Consider the following 18,801-nt stretch of genomic DNA (forward strand, 5'->3'; position numbering starts at 1 on the left):
AAATATAACTATATGTACAATAAAACATTATTATTTATTAGAAATTCTTATGGTAAATGATTAAATTTGACAAAAATAATTCGAACAGATGAGCATTTTAAAAGGAGTAGGTGTTGCATTGGTAACGCCCTTTAATGAAGATTTATCCGTTGACTTCGACAGTTTGACAAAACTTGTGGAGTATAATATTGACAACGGAACCAATTATTTGGTGGTATTGGGAACTACGGCAGAAGCCGCAACGCTGTCAGCTGAGGAGAAGAAACAGGTAATTGAGCATATCATTAAGGTGAATAATAAACGTCTTCCTTTAGTATTAGGAATTGGCGGCAACAATACTCTTGAAGTCAAGAAACAGATAGAAGAAGCAGATCTTTCTGCATTTGAAGCAGTACTTTCTGTATCTCCATATTATAACAAGCCTAATCAGGAAGGGCTTTATCAGCATTATAAAGCACTGGCTTCCACAGGTAAGAATATTATCATATATAATGTGCCTTCAAGAACAGGGCAGAATATTGATGCCGATACTACTATCCGTATTGCAAGAGAATTTCCTAATTTATTGATGATCAAGGAAGCAGCACCCAATATCTTACAATATTTTGATATTCTGAGAAAGAAGCCCGAAGGGTTTTCTTTGGTTTCAGGAGATGATGAATATACACTTCCTGTTACTTTAGCAGGTGGAAACGGAGTGATTTCTGTAATAGCACAGGGTTACCCAAAAGAGTTTTCCACGATGGTACAGCTGGCTTTCGAAGGCAAAGTGAAAGAAGCATATGAAATTCACAATAAGCTGGTTGAAATCACCCGTTTGATTTTTGCAGAAGGAAACCCTTGTGGTATCAAAGTAATTCTGGCTGAAAAAGGAATCATTAAAAATTACTTAAGACTTCCTCTAGTAACAGCATCAGAAGGGCTTCATGCAAAAATTAAAGCTGAAATGTCAAACATTTAATTATGAGCCGTCAGGTAAAATTGACAAATCATTATTGACACAACATAGAGTGAAAAGTTTAGGCTTTTCACTTTTTTTAATCATAATCACATAACATCATGAAATTTATAAAAGCGACAAAAAACGATATTCCTTTAATTCAGAATCTGGCACGAAGATCTTGGGAAAATGCTTATGCCGAAATACTTTCCGGAGAGCAGATGGAGTATATGCTTTCTGAAATGTATTCTGAAACTGAAATTAACAGCCATCTCCAGAATCCGGATTATCAGTATTATCTGATTCAGGATGAAAATAATAATTCTTATGAGGGTTTTATAGGCTATGAGCTCAATTATGAAGAAAATACAACCAAGCTGCATCGCATTTATCTCGTACCGGAAAGCAAAGGAAAAGGATTTGGAAAAGGAGCTTTACAGTTTTTGAATGAAAAAGCTTCCGAAAACGGAAACCGCAGAATTATTTTAAATGTCAATAAATATAATGCAGCCAGAAACTTCTACGAATCGCAGGGGTACAGCGTATATGATGAAGGGGTTTTTGATATTGGAGGCGGATTTGTGATGGATGATTACCTTATGGAATTTCTAATTCACATGTAATTGACTTATAATCTTGTAACTTTATCCTGTAATTCTATAACAAGTGATTTCTTTTTTTGATTCATCTTTGCTTCAGAACCAAATCACTTACAATAATACATTCATATGCTTGGTTTTTAGCTTAATCGGCTTTTTATCAGTATATTTTTTTCATCCTTAGTGTTTAAATTCCTGTATTCTCAAATACAGGAATTTTTTTGTGTTCATATTATGTTAAAAAAAAATTTCTATTTCACTTTTAATTGAAATAAATCATTATATTTACTAAAAATTTGGCTTATTTATACTAGGATGAAAATGTACGTTAAATTTGATTTCAATGCCCTTTGCAAAAAGGTATTGGACGAGAAACTCAAGGAGCACGGGTTGAAATACCGGTTGCTGAATTTCGGTGAAGTGGAATTCTATGAACCTTTTACACAGGAACAGCATAATCTTTTTAAGAAGAATCTTGGAGATTATGGGATAGAAATCATAGAAAGCCAAAAAACCGCTTTGGTTCAGAAAATAAAAGATGCCATTGTAGAACTTGTCTTTTCTGATGAGATCATTCCCGTGAAAGCTTCTATTTATATTTCTGAGAAACTGAATCACAGCTATGGATACCTTTCTAATCTGTTTTCAGAAGTTGCTTATACCTCTATAGAGAATTTTGTTATTCTTCAAAAAATAGAGCATGCGAAAGCATTGATTATAAGGAACAAGCAGAGCCTTACAGAGATCGCTCATAAACTGAATTATTCAAGTGTGGCACATTTAAGCACTCAATTTAAAAATACAACAGGAATCACTCCATCCCAGTTTCAAAAAATAATAGGAAGAAGAAGAAAAGCACAAAGCACAGCTATTAACCCTAAAATGCAGTATGAATAAAGAATTTCTGAACGTAATAGTAGCAGATAACGATGAAAACACTTTAATTTTTTTTAAAAATATATTAAAAGAGCTAAAAGTCTCTATAAAAGTTCAGTGCTTCAGCAACGGAAACAGTTTGATGGAATATTTGAATAATGATGATGCTGTAGTTCCGGAGATCGTTTTTATGAGATACACACTTCCCGGAAAAGATAGTATGGAATGCCTGGATGAAATGGGCTTGAATTTAAAGTTTAGCAACATGGTAAAAGCGGTATTTTCTGACCCGATCCCGGAAATAGAAATTGAAGATATCTTTGTGAAAGGAGCTAATATTTATATGAGAAAACCGGAGTCTTTTGAGACATTTAAGAAGGTGCTTACTGACATTATTACGATTAATTGGCAGTATTATACCTCAGGACTTAATAAAGAAAACTTCATCCTAAAAGTGTGATTATTAGAGACTTTTTTTGTTTTTTTTAAATAAAAATAAGGTTGTATTTGTTACATGCTATTCACAGATAGGTGATAATTTTATAACTAATAGTTAAAATAATATAAAATAGAATTCAATTAATAGTGTGACATTTGTAAAAGTAAACTCAGCGACACAAATTTAACTATATAGAAAGAAGATACAGGTGAATGAGAAGTAATTGTTTCTAAAAAAATAAGATTATATAAATCACGATGTTAGTTAACAAAATGAATTATGTTAATTTCCAATTTTAAAGCATAGAAGATCTTTAAACAAAACGGTACAATCATGAAAACTCAAAGCAGGTGGAGGTATTTTTATTCGTTTCATTCCCTCATCTCCATCTGACCACAGTTAGTTTTTATAATAAGCAAGTTGGAAAAATAATTCATTTTGTTTTTTATAATTTATTTTAATAGTTTATGGTTTAGCATATTCAAATCATATAAATATTTTCACACCACATCACAAAATATTAAGCCTGAACTATTAAAATAAATTTTTAAAACAGATCAAAAGTAATTTCTTCTAAATAACAGTTTTATAAGGGGACCGCAGGGAAATTTTTCTGCGGTTTTTTTTATGATATTTTACTCCACTTATTTTTTCCTTTGTAATATCTTATATAGTAATTTTTGATAACCATATTATCAGGTCTGGACAGTATTGGATCGGCTTCCAGAATTCTTTCTACCGTGTTTTTTGTTGTTTTAATGATTGCTGAATCATTAATAAGATCAAGCCTTTTAAAATCTACCACACCACTTTGCTGTGTTCCCAGAATATCTCCGGGACCACGGAGCTGCATATCCACTTCAGAAATCTTAAAGCCATCATTGGTTTCCGTCATTGTCTTGATGCGGGTTCTGCTTTCCTTAGATAATTTATCAGAAGTCATCAGGATGCAGTAGCTTTGCTCAGCACCCCTTCCTACACGTCCTCTGAGCTGGTGGAGTTGTGAAAGACCAAATCTTTCAGAGCTTTCAATAACCATGACAGAAGCATTGGGAACGTTCACTCCAACTTCAATAACTGTAGTGGCAACCATAATTTCAGCTTTTCCGGAAGCAAAATAAGCCATTGCTGCATCTTTTTCGTCCGGTTTCATTTTCCCGTGAAGCATCGTCACACTATAGTCGGAGAAATAATCCATAACGTGCTCCAGTCCCTCCATCAGATTTTTATAATCTAAAGTTTCGGACTCTTCAATAAGAGGATATACAAAATAAGCCTGTCTCCCTTTTTTTATTTCATCTTTACAGAAATTGTAAACATACAGTCTGTCTTTTTCACGTCTGTGAGCCGTGATGATAGGTTTTCTTCCCACCGGCATCTCATCAATAACAGAAACATCGAGATCAGAATAAAAACTCATTGCCAATGTCCTCGGAATAGGAGTGGCTGTCATCACCAGGATATGTGGAGGAATTTTATTTTTAGCCCAAAGTTTAGCCCGTTGAGCAACCCCAAATCGATGCTGCTCATCAATAATAGCTAAGCCAAGGTTTTTAAATTTAACTTTATCCTCTAATACAGCATGGGTACCCACTAAGATAGAAAGACTGCCATTTTCAAGCTCTTCATGAATTACTCTTCTCGCTGCAGCTTTGGTTGAGCCTGTAAGCAACCGTACATTGATGTCCGTTCTTTCCAGCAATTCTTTAATCCCATTATAATGCTGCTGGGCAAGAATCTCTGTAGGAGCCATTATACAGCTCTGAAAACCATTGTCCATGGCGATAAGCATTGTAAGCAGGGCTACCATTGTTTTTCCTGAACCTACATCTCCTTGCAAAAGCCTGTTCATCTGAATAGGCCTTTTCATATCCATTCGGATTTCCTTTAAAACCCTTTTCTGAGCATTGGTAAGCTCAAAAGGAAGTTCGTTTTCATAAAAATTATTGAAATGATCGCCAATTATAGGGAAAGGGTTACCATAAGACTGAGTTTTATGATGAAGCTTTTTTAAGCCATAGCCCAGTTGGAAAAAAAATGACTCTTCAAATTTTAAGCGGTAATCTGCTTTGTCAAAATGCTCCATATCTTTTGGAAAATGGACATTGAGGAAAGCATGTGGCCTGGACATGAACTTGAAGGTTTTCATCATGTAATCAGGGAAATTTTCCTCAATGAGGTTTGGGATTTCCTTACAGATATTTCTTAGAGCATTCTGAAAGAATCTTTGATTGAGTCCTCTTTTGGTTAGTTTTTCAGAACTTGGATAAATAGGTTTCAGACGGGTATCCCCCTCTTTATTTTCTTCTGCTTCTATTTCCGGATGAGGCATAGAAAACTGACGGTTGAAAACATTGATCTTTCCAAAAATATAAACTTCCCGGTTTATAGGGAGCTGTTCCTTCAGCCATTTTGAATACTGAAACCATACCAGATCTAAACTGCCGGTTTCATCATTGAATTTGGCTGACAGTCTTTTGGTTTTTCCGGTCTGGATTTCCTGTACCTGTGTTATTTTTCCCTTTAATTGTATTTCCTGGGCACTTTCTTCTTTAAGCTGGGAGACTGTATAGAGTTTGCTTTTATCCAGATAGCGGATAGGATAGAAGTTAAGCATATCTTCTACTGTGGATAGGCCCAACACACTTTTGATGAGTTTAGCTCTTTCCGGACCTATTCCTTTTACGTATTCTATGGAGGTTTCTAATGTCATTTGAAAAACGAGCCCTAATTTCGGTAAAATAGCTGGAATTTGAAATTTTTATTTCTGGAAAATTATTTTTTTTTGGATATAGTAAAGGCTTTCAGAATATGAAAGCCTTTGTATTAATTTAATCTTTGATTTTAGATTTGAATTTTTTCTGGTAATCTTCCCATTGCTCTCTGGTTCGGATCTTTTTAAATAAATCCTTGGAGATAAGTTCCAGGTAAGGCTCCAGTTCTTTTGCTGAAAGTTCTCCCTGAAGAATGGTGATCGGATCACCGTTTTCATCCAGAAAAACTGTACTTGGAACAGCTCCTACATTCATATACTGGGTAAACTCATGCAGTGCATTCTTTCCTTTTTTATGTTCTGTATTAGGATTGGAAAATGTTCTTCCAAAAATCTCAATTGCTTTTTTTTCTTCAGCATTAAATTTTACAGGATAGTAATTGTCATTTAAAATCTGGGCAATCACGTGATGTCCATATGTTTTTTTGTCCATGATCTTGCATGGACCGCACCAGTCTGCATAAAAATCGATGAGGATTTTTTTTGGATTTTCTTTCTGAGCCTTTAATGCTTCTTCAATAGTCATCCATTTAACCTGTGCAAAACTGAAATTTAGTAATAACAAAAGTACTATGCTTAAAACTTTCTTCATATTGTGATTTTATGTAAAAATAAGCATAATTACTTATTTTATTATTTTACATCCTGCATTAATTTTTTCACGTACGGAGATATCAAAATTAATACCACTCCGGCAATTACAGCGTATAATCCCAATTGTTTATATCCATCAGTATAAGTGATCAATTCATCATAGTTGGTAGAACCTTCTTTTGCCGTAGCAAGACTGGCCCCAATGATCCCTGCCACATACTGTCCATAAGCGGAAGCAAGGAACCACATTCCCATCATCATTCCCTGAAGATTCTTAGTGGAAAGTTTGGTCATGATAGATAATCCGATAGGAGAGAGGCATAGCTCACCCAAAGTGATGATTAATAGTGCTATGGTAAAGAAATTCAATGAAGTAATCCCCTGAAGGTCGGCAAATAGGCGGGTTGCAAATAAAACATAATATCCTAATCCCAGAAAGATAAATCCTAATCCGAATTTGATAATGGTATTCGGTTCTATTTTTCTTTTATTCAGCCAGATCCATAGAAGCCCGATAAGTGGAGCTAAGAAAATAATGAAAAATGCACCTCCTGAATTATTAACACCGTTCGGGTCTAGGCCAAAAAGATCTTTATTTAGGTTTTTAGCAGCGAAAATACTTAAAGAACCGCCACTTTGTTCATAAATTCCCCAGAATACGATGGAGAATATAATGAAAACCAATGCCGCCCAAAGTTTCTTACGCTCTGATGCAGTCACTTTGGACATTTCGTAGAATAAATAAATTAAGGTCAATGGCCCGATAGTCCACATAAAATAATCGGTATATTCTGTTTTGGCTACCATTGTCATGATAATAGGTACAAACACCAGAGACAGAACATAAACTCCATATTCCTGCCATTTTGGAATGGGTGCTGCTTTGGTTTCTGCTAAAGGATGTCCAGGCTGTAACCCAATAGTTCCCAGCCTTCTTTGCGTGAATATAAAGTTAATAAGGCTTACCACCATCACTATTGCAGCCAATCCAAAAGCAATATGCCATCTCATTTCTTCTGCGATAATTTTATTAAGGAATTCTCCTTTACCAATGGCAATACATAAATAACCTCCTAGTAACGCGCCCAGGTTAATTCCTGCATAGAAAAGGGAAAAACCAGCATCAGCTCTGGAATCATTAGGTTTATAAAGCTGGCCAACCATTGATGAAATATTAGGCTTAAAGAAACCTGTTCCTACAACGGTAAATGAAATTCCCAGAAAAAAGAATTTATGAGGATCTGTGGCAAGAATTAAACTTCCTACAATCATCAGAAGACCTCCCCAGAACAGGGATTTTCTGAATCCTAAAATTTTATCTGCAAAAAGACCTCCTATGAAAGTAAATGCATAAACAAAAGCCTGTGTGGCTCCATACTGAAGGTTAGCTTCTTTTTCATGGAAATTAAGCTGTGAGATCATAAAGAAAACCAGCATTCCACGCATTCCGTAGAAACAGAAGCGTTCCCACATTTCAGAGAAAAATAGACTCCAGATCTGCCTAGGGTATTTTCCTTTGAAATTTTGTATTTCATCTAAAGTTAAGCTCATAATGATATATGATTGTTTTAATTAGGGTTTTTATCTTTCTGATCCAGTTCAAAACGGATTCTGTCCTGGTCAATAATTTGTTTTAATTCTTCTTCTTTTGGGAGGTACAGCAGGTATTTGCTTGCAAATAAATTGTTTTTTATCATTCAAGACAGAATATTTTACAATAGTTTCATCTTTTTCTGAACATAATAAAATTCCAATGGTTGGGTTATCCGCTTCACCACGTTTCAGATCATCATACATTTTTACATACATATCAATTTGTCCAATATCCTGATGCGAAAGTTTCCCGGTTTTTAGATCGATGATGATAAAGCATTTCAATATGTAATTATAAAAGATAAGACCACTATAGAATTCTGAGGTGTCCGTTGAAATATGTTGTTGTTTGGCTACGAATGCAAACCCTTTTCCAAGTTCCAGTAAAAACTTTTGAATATGATTGATGATGGCTGTTTCAATTTCTTTTTCTGAAAACTGTTCATCAGCTTTTAATCCTAGAAACTCAAAAATATAAGGATCTTTTAAAACACTGTGAATACTTTCTGTGGAAGATCTTTTATGTTCTAAAACCCCCTCGTAAGCTAGAGAATTAATCTGTCTTTTCAAATCTCTGTAGTTCCAGTTATTTTGAACGGATTCATTGATGTAATAATTTATTTTTTCAGCATTGTCAAGCCTAATCAATAATCTATAATGAGTCCAACTCAATTCGTGACGCAATGCGTCACATATTGGAAATGCATGATAAAAGGAGCGCATATTTCTTAAGTTACTTTCATCAAAACCTTTTCCAAATTCTAAAGTAAGTTTTTGAGAAAGATTCTTTAGAATATATTTTCCATATTCTGCGCGTTCTTTTCCCTCTTGTTCATCTTCAACAATCAATTTTCCGATCTGCCAATAGGTGAGTAGTAGAGTAGAATTCGCAATTCGAAAAACTTTTTCGCGCGACTGTCTAATAATTTCCTTTACGGATTGGAATAAAGAATCTTCGGAAATTTCCATCGTACGAAAATAAAAAAAACCTCTGACTTAGCAGAGGTTTTATTATATTTTGTTGATACAATTAGTTTACACCATGCATCATCTTCTTTAAGATAGGTGAAATTAAACCTAAAATGACAGCTGCGATACCACAAAGTACAACAAATACCATGAAGAATTCAAATAGATTATGGATCTCAAATCCTGCAAATGTAGGATTGTGTAATGGTAACTGAGCTTTATCAAAAGCTGCCACCTGATCCGCAGTCAGGGTTACTTTTTTATCTAAAACATCCTGAAGATTGACTCCCATTTCCTGTGCTTTTGTGAATTTATCACCTGTTGCAGGGATCAAAGCTCCCAATGAACCTGCTAAGGCATACCCTGCAGCATTAGAAATAAAGAAAACACCGTATAATAATGAAGCGAATCTTTTTGGAGCCAGTTTACCAACTAATGATAAACCAATTGGAGAAAGACAAAGCTCACCACATGTCTGAATGAAATATAATAACATTAGCCATTTGATCGCTAATAGACCAGAGTTTCCTAGATCTTTCACGTTATGGGCAATGATAAAATAAGAAAGCGCGATTAATGCTAATCCCATTGCCTGCTTGAACGGAGACACCGGTTCTTTGCCTTTTGTTCTTAATTTATCCCATGCTAAACTGAAAGGAACAGCCAATAGAACCACGAAAATTCCATTAAAAATCTGAACCATTGAAGGTGGCATATTCCATCCGAAGATATTTCTGTCAGTTTGGTTATCTGCGATAAATGTTAATGAAGATCCTGCCTGTTCGAAAGCTGCCCAGAAGAAAATGATAAAGAATGATACAATATAAATTACCCAGATTCTCTGTCTTTCAATTTTGTTTTCAGCAGAACTCATGATAAGAAAGGCAAGGGAAATACCAGCTGCATAAATAAAAGGATAAATAATTCCTTTGATTAACTGGCCCATTTCTACTGCTTTGAATCCGAATTCTCCTACCAACAGATATCTGAAAGCGAAGAACAGAATGACAAATATTACTCCGGTAATACCTAGAGATATTCCTGAGAATTTTGCTGTTTGTGTTTCTCCTTCTTCAAAGTCTGCACTGGTATTATTTTTTGGTAATCCTCCGATAGGTCTTCCTTCCGGTGTTACTACATATTTGTTTTTAAGGATAAAGAACGTTACAGTTCCAATTACCATTGCAATAGAAGCTGCTAAGAATCCCCATTTGAAAGCAAAAATATCTCTTACTCCAGTGGCTGCATCCTTTACATCACCTACGTAAGGGCAGATAAACTGACCTAAAAATGCTCCGATGTTAATCCCCATATAGAAAATGGTAAAAGCAGAATCCAGTTTAGACTTTTCCTGCTTTGGATAAAGACTTCCCACCATTGAAGAAATATTCGGTTTGAAGAATCCATTACCAAAGATAATAACGAATAAAGCCAGCCACATAATAAGTTTAGCACTTCCTATGTCAGCAGAAAAAGTTGAAGCACTGATAAATAACAAAAACTGCCCAATAGCCATTAGTGATCCACCAATGATAATTGCATATCTGTTTCCGATATATTTATCAGCAATAAAACCTCCCAAAAGAGGTGTTAAATAACATAAAGCTAGAAATCCACCATAGATGATTGCTGCATCAGCTTCTTTTATTAATAAGGAATTTACCATAAAGAGCGTTAAAAGTGCTCTCATCCCATAAAAGTTGAAACGCTCCCACATTTCTGTTCCGAAAAGAACCCATAATCCTTTAGGGTGCCTGGAACTCTTATTCTCTACAAATTCATCCGGTTTCGGACTCAATGCTTCAATATTATCCATTTCTATTGTTAATTTTTGTTAAGACTGACAAATATAGTTTATTTTGGGTTTTTGGCAAGGTTTTAATTTTATTTTTAAATAAAAAAGCTGCGAGGTACTCCCGCAGCTTGCTAATCTTTATAATATCAAGGATTAATGTCCTTTTTCTCTCATGATTTTATTCAATCTTTTTAACATAGAAAGTCCTAAAAGTGTCGCGAATATTAACAAAGCGAAGTTCACCAGGAAGTAATTGGTCTTGTTTTCATAATTGTACCATGTACTTGCAAGAATTCCGGAAAGCTTATTTCCCACAGAGTTGGCAAGGAAGAATCCTCCCATCATCAAAGCTGTAATTCTTGCAGGAGAAAGCTTGGAAACAAAAGAAAGCCCCATTGGAGACAGGCACAATTCTCCGATGGTAATCACTCCATAACTGGCAACAAGCCATAAAGGAGATACTTTTACAGCTCCGTTATCTCCAGCCATGACAGCTAAAACCATCACCAGACATGAAAGTCCGGAAATAAATAATCCCAAAACAATCTTGGTAGGCGTCAATGGTTCTTTACCTTTTCTTCTCAGCAGAGCCCAGAATCCGACGATAACCGGGGTAAGTGCAATCACCCAGAATGGATTGATAGACTGGAATAGTTCCGTATTGTACAGATAAACCTTATTTTCAGGATTTTTCTCAAGGGCAGCACGCTGTTCTGGAGAAATGTTTTTAAAATAAACATCTTTGCCTATTTCTTTTTTTGTTTCTCCGTTGTCGTCCTTTTGAGATCTGAACTGATTGTCATATACCGGAACTTCTTTATTTTCGTATCCTTTCCCTTCCACCATATAGATTCCCTCCAACGGCTTTTCAAGGGCAGCAGGGACACTTCTGTCTGTATAATAATTGGCCCATCTTGTCAATGCTGTACCGTTTTGTTTGAAAACAGCCCAAAAGAACATACTGATCAGGAATACAGAAAGTAATGCTCCGATTGAAGATTTCTCTTCCGGCTTGGCTTTAAAATAAAGTGAAGCATAGAAATAAATAACGGGTATGCAGGCAAAAATGAATGCATCTGTACTGTCGCTTCCGAATATATTATTAGGGATAAACCAGCCTAATGCTCCTGCAATGATAGCAGGAACGAATACTTTAAGCATGATTTCAGATAGTTTTGTATCACCTTCCTGTACAGGTTTCATCTGTGCAGCGTGGATGTAATGCTTTCTTCCGATGGTGAAAATAACCATCCCGATCAGCATCCCGACTCCCGCAGTGATGAAAGCCTCACCCCAACCGAATTTATTACGCATGAAAGCAGCAATAATATTACAGATAAATGCCCCGATATTGATTCCCATATAGAAAATATTATATCCGGAATCTTTATTGGCTTTATAAGGTTCTTCAGAATAAAGATTCCCTAGTAGAGTAGATATAGTAGGTTTAAAGAATCCATTTCCTATAATAATTAATGCCAGAGAGCTATAAAATAAAGGTAAATCTTTAAAGACACCCATTCCTATATATCCTGCGGCCATTAGAAAACCTCCAAGATAAATAGATTTAATGTACCCTAAAACGCGGTCTGCTAAAAATCCACCAATGAAAGGGGTAAGATAAGTCAGAGCAATATAAGTTCCGAAAATATCATCAGCAGTTTTGTCCGGAAGTCCAAGCCCGCCTTTCATACCAGTAGGCTCAATAACATACAGAACAAAGATTCCAAGAATCAGGTAGTACCCGAAACGCTCCCACATTTCTGTAAAAAAGAGAAAGGGCAGCCCTTTAGGATGTTTAGTCTTCATATATTCAATTTTCAAATTTCCCAAAAATAAGTTTTTAATTTTAATTGATAAAATAAATAATGAAGACGTAAACGATTAATGAAATAAATATAATTCGCCATTTAAAATTATGAACGAATAAAGAGCAAAGTTTCTTTAATCAAAAATCCCTTTCAAATTTTTGAGAGGGAAATGATTTGTTCATGAAAGAGAATTAATTGTGAACTAAAAATCATTATGTGATCATAAAGAGCGAAAAAATTACAGAGGATTATCAATGGGTTTCGTTAGAAAATTCTATTTCCAGAGCAATTCCCTTTAATCAGGCCAAGCTGGATAAATTGAAACTGGAATTATATGATAGCCCTTTTAAATATATAATGAATGGACGGCTTGCCTTACCTGAAGGAAAAAAATTAGAACTTGAAGACGGAACCATTCTCACCAAAGAACAGTTGAAACCAGCTGAAGCCAACGAAAGAAAAAAAATAAAGTCTTTTAATAATCCAATAGAACTGGATAAAGCTGTAAAATATCCTTAGCAAAAAAACCTTTCAAAAGTTTGAAAGGTTTTTTTGTTATAAGTAATATGTTGATTATAAATTGTTCAAAATAAAATCAGTCATTTTCTGATACAACTGAGGTCTAGTCTGTCCACCGTAAATTCCGTGGTTTTTATCCGGATAAGCCATGAAGTCAAACTGTTTTTTGTTTTGAATCAAAGCTTCAGAGAATTCCATAGAGTTTTGGAAATGAACATTATCATCAGCTGTTCCATGGATTAGTAAAAATTTGCCTTTCAATAGATTAGCATATTCTGTAGGTGAATTTTTATCATATCCGTCAGCATTTTCCTGGGGAGTTCTCATAAATCTTTCTGTATATACAGAATCGTAATACCTCCAGTTTGTTACCGGTGCCACAGCAATTCCCATCTTGAAAACATCTGCTCCTTTAGTCATTGCCAAGCTGGTCATATAACCTCCGAAGCTCCATCCGAACATTCCGATTCTGCTTTTATCAATATAAGACTGGTTCCCCAACCACTTTGCAGCAGTAATCTGATCTTCAATCTCATATTTCCCTAAATTCATGTAAGTTACTTTCTTGTATTTAGCACCTTTATAACCTGTTCCACGCCCGTCTACGCAAGCAACGATATATCCTTTTTGTACAAGATGGTTAAACCACATTGCATTTCCATTATCCCATGAATTAGAAACCTGCTGAGATCCGGGCCCTGAATACTGGAACATAAATAAAGGATATTTTTTATTTGGATCAAAATTCTTAGGCTTCATGATCCATGCATTCATCTGATCACCCACTGTGTTTGGAATAGTGATGAATTCTTTTTCAGCAAAATTATCCGTTTTTAATTTCTGTAGCTGATCATTGTTATTCTGAAGTTCTTTTACCGCTTTTCCATTACCGTCTTTCAAAATATAGGTGAAAGGTTTTGCTGCGGTAGAGGAGGTTTCAATGAAATAATTATAGTTTTTACTGAAATTGGCAGCGTTGTTTCCTTCCGTATTGGAGATCAGTTGAGACTTTCCATTTTCAATATTTATTTTGGAAACCACTTTATTGATACTTCCTTTTTCTGTTGTCTGAACGTATATTTCTTTAGATTTTGGATTGAACCCGTAATAGTCGGTTACTTCCCAGTTGCCTTTGGTAACCTGTTTTTTCAGTTTACCATCCTTGTCATACCAGTAAAGGTGACGGTTTCCATCTCTCTCTGAAGCCCAAAGGAAAGAATCATCATCCAGGAATTCTATCGTGGGACTATCTGTATCAATCCATTTATCATCCGTTTCTGTGAATAATTTCTGAACCGCTCCTGTTTTGGTATTTACTTTTAAAATATCTGATGCATTCTGAACCCTTTCAGAAGTGACCAAAACAATTTCATCAGCTTTAGCTGTCTGGAAAACATTAGGAATATAATAATTTTTGAAAGAACCTAAGTTCAACGGCATTGTTTTTCCGGTATCAATGCGGTATAGCTGTGCAGAAACAACAGAGTTTTTCTCACCTGCTTTTGGATACTTATAACGCATCTCAGCAGGATAAAGATTTTTTCCATAGATTGGAATATAAATTTCCGGAACCTGGCTTTCGTCAGATTTTACAAATACAATAGCATCTGAGTTTTTTGTCCACTCATATTGCTTGGCATGCCCGAATTCTTCTTCATATACCCAATCTGCCAATCCGTTAAGAATTGAATTTTTTTTACCGTCAGTGGTAACCTGAGTGATTTTTCCTGAAGAAAGATCCTGATAGAATAAATTGTTGTCTGAAATAAAGGCCACTTTTGTAGCGTCAGGTGAAAATGTAGGCTCCTGAACTGTTTTTCCTTCGTTCAGACTGATTGTTTTTCCGGATTTTAAGTCTTTTACATCAAATTTTCCAAGAAAAGAATGTCTGTAGATGGGCTGGCTTCCTATCTGTAAAAGGATTTTAGATTCATCATCGGAGAAAATATAGCTTTCAAATCTTCCATCAACAATATTTCCTTCCTTTTGAGAAGTTTTATAAGAATATTTTGCAATTCCTGTAGGTTCAATAACGAGATAGTTTTCACCGTTTTTCATGGAGCTGATCCCAGCAATCCCCTTTCCACGGTAATATCCCGAGTATATTTTATCTAAAGTTATTTCCTGTGCTGACATATTTTGGAATGCTGCAGCTACAGTAAGAGTTAAGAGTAGTTTTTTCATTTCTAACATTAATGGAATTCAAAGATAATAATTTTATTAAAATGTATTAAAAAGCTTTTCAAATACACTTTTTGGCAGAAAAATTGAATATACAATAAGTATAAATCAAATCAATTAATAATTATGGATACGAATGCATACAATCAGAAACTTAACCGTTATGTATTGAACGACCAGATTGTTTATACAGGTTTTTCCAGCTTTAAAGACGCCGAAGAATGTGCTCATAAAAAAGGAGGTGCATTGGTGGAAATAGTATTCAGAGATGGAAATGATAATCCCGAAATTGCCGATGAAGCGGGTTTGATAGAAAAAAAACTTCATTATTATGTGTATGCAGGAGATGAATATAAATTCATACATTCCTCTGATCCCGGATTCAGAAAGTATGCAGAAGAACTGCAGAAAATAAAAGCAAAAAATGATAAAACGAGTCCGGATGAACGATATTTTGCTAATTTCGAGATTGAAAATATAGAAGACCCGATTATTGTGATTAAAAATGATCATTTTGAATCGGTAACTTCAAGAGAGCGTTCAAAATATTTGAAACATGCATGTGTTTATGAACTAGGGGTATCCCTGCCAAAATCTTAAAAAACCTTATTATGAGCAAGACCAAATATTCAGACAAAGCTCAGGACAAAGTAGGAAAAGTTATGCACGAATTCAAGGAAGGGAAGTTGAAATCTTCTTCCGGACAGAAAGTGACAAGCAGAAAGCAAGCCGTAGCCATTGGTATTTCTGAAGCGAGAGAAAAAGGACTTAAGGTGCCTGCAAAGAAAAAATAAGAAATAATTCATAAAAAACAGATGCCCGGAAATTTTCGGGCATCTGTTTTTTTACATTAAAAAGGTGAAATTTATTGATGAAACCTGATTGTTTCATGGTTTCTTCGTTATGTACCATTTCACTATATTGTACTATTGTAAAGGATTTTGTAATATTCATCCGCCATTCTATCGCTGTTAAAATGATCTTTTACATCTTCCATAGCGGTTTGCTGGATTTTTCTCCAATTATCCGGACGGTCGTAGTAGGCTGGGATAATTTCATTTTCAAGAATCTCATACAGTTTGTTTAGATCATAGTTGTCCTGTTCATAGATGCTCATATTCAGGTAATCAGCTTTAGGAACTACGAAAGAGTTTTCCCCATGTTTTGCAAACTCCGGAATCCAGCCGTCATCTGTGGATAAGTTGACAGAACCGTTCATGGCTGCCGTCATTCCGGAAGTTCCTGACGCCTCCCTTGGAACTCTTGGGTTGTTAAGCCATAAATCCGAACCTTGTTTTAGAGATTTACTTAGAGAAAGTTCATATCCTGTAAGAACGGCCATGTTTTTATGAATCTTACTTTCTTCCACCAAAGTATTGAAAGTGGAAATAGCAGAATAGTCCATTGGGTAAGGTTTTCCGGCCCATATAAACTGTACGGGATATTGGGGGTTGTTCAGAAGCCTGTAGAATCTGTCTTTGTCGTGTAAAAGCAGATCTGCACGTTTGTAGCCGGCAAATCTTCTGGCCCAGACAATAGTGAAGACATTGGGATTAAATAAATTTCCTGTTTGGTCTGCTACAATACTGAAAAGTTTTTTCTTTAAATGTTTTTTACGATAATCGAAAACGGTTTCATCATTTTCATCCATTGCATTATATAATGGTTTATCGGCCCAATATTTAAATTCCTGTGCGTTGGTAATAGAGGTTATTTCACAGATTCCCGGGTATTTGCTCCACATAGCTCTTGAAACTACGCCGTGAAGCTGAGAAACTCCATTCGCAATTTTTGCAATTTTCAGTGCGCAAAGAGAATGGTTAAAACGGTCATCATCTGTTCCCTCAATGCTTTTTACTTCTTCCATACTATATCCGGAGAAATAGGACATATCGTAGCATAATTTAAAATTATGCTTTTCATTTCCGGCTTCTTCAGGAGTATGGGTGGTAAAAACCAGTTTTTCTCTTACTTTATTCAGGTCTCCGTCATATTTTTTCAACAGATAAAATGCTGCCGGAAGCCCGTGAGCTTCATTAAGGTGGTAGACATCTCTTTCGATATTCATTTCATCTAGCAGTTTAGCCCCTCCTTTTCCTAATAAAATATATTGGGCAAGCTTTGTAGATTCATTGGCATCATAGAGCTTATGGCAGATGGTTTTTGAAACATGATCATTTTCCGGAACGTCAGTAGATAGGAAGAACATCGGTGCGGTGTTGAATATTTCAGGATCAAGGTACCATACTTTTACCCATACCGGAGCACTGTGAATTTCGATTTGAAATTTTATTCCTGTATCTTCAAGGAAACTGTACAACTTTCTGGTCCATACCGGCTGCAAAGTCTGATCATGATTTCTTGCCTGGTCATAATAGCCGAATTTCCATAGAATTCCAATTCCGATAAGATCCTGCTTAAGATTGTAAGCACTTCTCATGTGCGATCCTGCAAGAAAGCCAAGGCCGCCGGAGTATATTTTAAGTACCTGTTCAAGGGCGAATTCCATTGAGAAATAAGCGGTTTTTTTGGAATATTGGGGATTGATGTTGTAGGGTATTCTGAAATTCCTGAAATCCATAAATGCTGGTTTGTGTTAGTAGAAGCAAAGGTATTGATTATGAAAATAAACTTTACATTAATTAATAGATAAATTAATTTAAAAAGTATGTGTTGAATCGTTTTTTTACTTACCTTTAAATATGTAAAATTTTGATTATCAAAAACTTTTAACGATGAAGGCCAATGGCTGCATGTGTTCTTTAATTAAAATTTAAATAAAAAATCACACATGAAAAAGACATTTTCTGAGGAAGATCTGATTAAAAATCTGAGCTTATACTACCTGAACAGGCATTTGAAAAAAAAGCCCATAGAAAAATACCACCGTACCATAGATGAATCTCCGCTTCATGACCGTGAAAAATACAGAAAGAAGTCAGAAATTTTGCTTCTTAACTCCTTTATGCATCATTTTCCGGAAGTTAAATTTGAAAACCTTACCTGCGAAAGCCCAGACTTTATCGCAAAATTAAACGACAAAAAAATCGGAATAGAGCTGACCGAAGTTATCAATCATCTGGAAATGAAAAAAGTAGAAAGTACTTTGAATAAGATGTTCCGTCAGGCAGAAATATTATTAGAACAGGAAGACACTACGAAATATCGTGGTGTTTATTTTTTAGAATTTCATCCGGATACGAAGTTTGATCATCTGGAAATGCAGCAGGAAAATATTATCAGCATTTATAAAAGTATCAAAAGAAATAAAGCGGCAGGTTGTGTAAAAAGTATAAGAAAATCTTTCCATAGAAGAAATGTATTTATCACCCATGAATACAATATGAACCTTTTTGACGAGCTATGTTCCGAAAAGATTTTAGAACTTATTGAAAAAAAGAATGAAAAATTTCCCTATTACGATACTTCAGTAGATGAATGCTGGCTGGTTATCGTTTCAGATATGAACTCTATTGCCTCCAGATATACTTTTATTCAGGATAAAGAACATTTGAATGAAGTAAAAAGTCCTTTCCATAAAATCTTTCACCTTGAAAATTTGTGCGGAAATATTACAAGTATAAAATAGTGTTGATTGTTATTATATGTTTAATTTTTTCATGTTTTAATTTAAAATAATTCAAAATTATTAAGATTTTGTTATTTGTAATTAAAATATAGGTATATTTGATGTAGGTTGAATATCAACTGG

Annotated in this window: 16 protein-coding genes; 8 read left to right on the forward strand and 8 right to left on the reverse strand. The window is 35.0% G+C overall.

What is annotated here, in order from left to right:
* The first annotated feature begins 88 nt into the window (after positions 1-88).
* From dapA to LF887_RS03965, 4 genes are all read left to right on the forward strand, one after another.
* On the forward strand, positions 89-961 hold the full coding sequence (gene dapA / locus LF887_RS03950; protein WP_236857512.1) for a 4-hydroxy-tetrahydrodipicolinate synthase: 873 nt from the start codon (positions 89-91) through the stop codon (positions 959-961).
* A gap of 98 nt (positions 962-1,059) precedes the next feature.
* On the forward strand, positions 1,060-1,563 hold the full coding sequence (locus LF887_RS03955; protein ID WP_236857513.1) for a GNAT family N-acetyltransferase: 504 nt from the start codon (positions 1,060-1,062) through the stop codon (positions 1,561-1,563).
* A 291-nt stretch (positions 1,564-1,854) separates the two neighbouring features.
* Positions 1,855-2,436: a helix-turn-helix domain-containing protein gene (locus LF887_RS03960; protein WP_236857514.1), complete on the forward strand. Its 582-nt coding sequence runs from the start codon at positions 1,855-1,857 to the stop codon at positions 2,434-2,436.
* On the forward strand, positions 2,429-2,875 hold the full coding sequence (locus LF887_RS03965) for a response regulator (RefSeq protein WP_236857515.1): 447 nt from the start codon (positions 2,429-2,431) through the stop codon (positions 2,873-2,875). Before LF887_RS03960 ends, LF887_RS03965 begins: the two co-directional genes overlap by 8 nt.
* A gap of 604 nt (positions 2,876-3,479) precedes the next feature.
* On the opposite strand, the gene recG is transcribed toward LF887_RS03965, so the two are convergent.
* From recG to LF887_RS03995, 6 genes are all read right to left on the reverse strand, one after another.
* Positions 3,480-5,567 (reverse strand): ATP-dependent DNA helicase RecG, encoded by a 2,088-nt coding sequence (gene recG, locus LF887_RS03970; protein WP_236857516.1) that lies wholly within the window; start codon positions 5,565-5,567, stop codon positions 3,480-3,482.
* Between the two features lie 118 nt (positions 5,568-5,685).
* Positions 5,686-6,219 carry a thioredoxin family protein gene (locus tag LF887_RS03975; RefSeq protein ID WP_236857517.1) on the reverse strand — a complete coding sequence of 178 codons (534 nt, stop codon included), beginning with the start codon at positions 6,217-6,219 and terminating at the stop codon, positions 5,686-5,688.
* Positions 6,220-6,260: 41 nt separating this feature from the next.
* Complete coding sequence (locus LF887_RS03980; protein WP_236857518.1) at positions 6,261-7,772, reverse strand: peptide MFS transporter; 1,512 nt, start codon at positions 7,770-7,772, stop codon at positions 6,261-6,263.
* 69 nt (positions 7,773-7,841) lie between these two features.
* Positions 7,842-8,783 (reverse strand): YhcG family protein, encoded by a 942-nt coding sequence (locus LF887_RS03985; RefSeq protein ID WP_236857519.1) that lies wholly within the window; start codon positions 8,781-8,783, stop codon positions 7,842-7,844.
* 61 nt (positions 8,784-8,844) lie between these two features.
* Positions 8,845-10,599 (reverse strand): peptide MFS transporter, encoded by a 1,755-nt coding sequence (locus tag LF887_RS03990; RefSeq protein WP_236857520.1) that lies wholly within the window; start codon positions 10,597-10,599, stop codon positions 8,845-8,847.
* Between the two features lie 132 nt (positions 10,600-10,731).
* Positions 10,732-12,387 carry a peptide MFS transporter gene (locus LF887_RS03995; protein WP_236857521.1) on the reverse strand — a complete coding sequence of 552 codons (1,656 nt, stop codon included), beginning with the start codon at positions 12,385-12,387 and terminating at the stop codon, positions 10,732-10,734.
* A gap of 218 nt (positions 12,388-12,605) precedes the next feature.
* Between LF887_RS03995 and LF887_RS04000 the strand changes: the two genes are divergently transcribed.
* On the forward strand, positions 12,606-12,908 hold the full coding sequence (locus LF887_RS04000) for a hypothetical protein (RefSeq protein WP_236857522.1): 303 nt from the start codon (positions 12,606-12,608) through the stop codon (positions 12,906-12,908).
* A gap of 54 nt (positions 12,909-12,962) precedes the next feature.
* Here the strand turns inward: LF887_RS04000 and LF887_RS04005 are convergent, their stop codons facing one another.
* Positions 12,963-15,092, reverse strand: a complete 2,130-nt coding sequence (locus LF887_RS04005; RefSeq protein WP_236857523.1) for a S9 family peptidase — start codon at positions 15,090-15,092, stop codon at positions 12,963-12,965.
* 123 nt (positions 15,093-15,215) lie between these two features.
* On the opposite strand from LF887_RS04005, the gene LF887_RS04010 reads away from it, so the two are divergent.
* Both LF887_RS04010 and LF887_RS04015 read left to right on the forward strand, forming a co-directional pair.
* Positions 15,216-15,689, forward strand: coding sequence for a hypothetical protein (locus LF887_RS04010; protein ID WP_236857524.1), 474 nt, complete (start codon positions 15,216-15,218; stop codon positions 15,687-15,689).
* 11 nt (positions 15,690-15,700) lie between these two features.
* Entirely contained in the window at positions 15,701-15,883 is a 183-nt protein-coding gene (locus LF887_RS04015; RefSeq protein WP_236857525.1) for a DUF6496 domain-containing protein, read from the forward strand.
* 122 nt (positions 15,884-16,005) lie between these two features.
* On the opposite strand, the gene glgP is transcribed toward LF887_RS04015, so the two are convergent.
* Positions 16,006-17,670 (reverse strand): alpha-glucan family phosphorylase, encoded by a 1,665-nt coding sequence (gene glgP, locus LF887_RS04020; protein ID WP_236857526.1) that lies wholly within the window; start codon positions 17,668-17,670, stop codon positions 16,006-16,008.
* Between the two features lie 210 nt (positions 17,671-17,880).
* Here glgP and LF887_RS04025 point away from each other — a divergent pair, with 210 nt between their 5' ends.
* The gene (locus LF887_RS04025) at positions 17,881-18,678 is read left to right on the forward strand and encodes a hypothetical protein (protein ID WP_236857527.1); all 798 of its coding nucleotides are present in this window, start codon (positions 17,881-17,883) and stop codon (positions 18,676-18,678) included.
* Positions 18,679-18,801 lie beyond the last annotated feature (123 nt).

This window comes from Chryseobacterium sp. MEBOG06 (assembly GCF_021869765.1).
Lineage (GTDB): Bacteria > Bacteroidota > Bacteroidia > Flavobacteriales > Weeksellaceae > Chryseobacterium.